1 protein-coding gene is annotated in these 427 nt (G+C 65.8%); it reads left to right on the top strand.

The genetic code is table 11. The annotated features are described in order from the left end of the window. Positions 1-427, top strand: a 427-nt coding sequence (locus JWG43_RS20980) for a glycoside hydrolase family 15 protein (RefSeq protein ID WP_504208235.1), incomplete at both ends; no start/stop codon positions are given.

Raw genomic sequence — 427 nt, 5'->3', positions numbered from 1 at the left:
CTATCAGGTGGCGATGGCTCTGGCGGCGCTGGGCGACAAGGAGACGCCGCTGGCGGCCTTCAACTATCTGCCCCAGGTCCAGGTCGGCACGAACACGCCCGGCAACACCGGCGCCGGAGGCTGGTTCCTGCAGAAGACGCACGTCGATGGCGAACTGGAGTGGGTCGCGGTCCAGTTGGACCAGACCGCCATGCCGATCATGCTGGGCTATCGTCTGTGGAAGATGGGCTGGCTGTCGGACGCCCAGATGACCGAACACTATCGGTCCATGCTGAAGCCGGCGGCCGACTTCCTGGTCGACGGCGGCAAGATCGGGCTGATGTGGAACGATGCGGAGATCAAGCCGCCTTTCACCCAGCAGGAACGCTGGGAGGAGCAGCAGGGCTATTCGCCGTCCTCGACCGCCGCCGTGGTCTCGGGCCTGACG

Source organism: Desulfobulbus alkaliphilus, assembly GCF_016918545.1.
GTDB lineage: Bacteria > Desulfobacterota > Desulfobulbia > Desulfobulbales > Desulfobulbaceae > Desulfobulbus > Desulfobulbus alkaliphilus.
The sequence above is the reverse complement of the archived record's forward strand: the minus strand, read 5'-3'. Positions and strand labels throughout refer to the sequence as shown.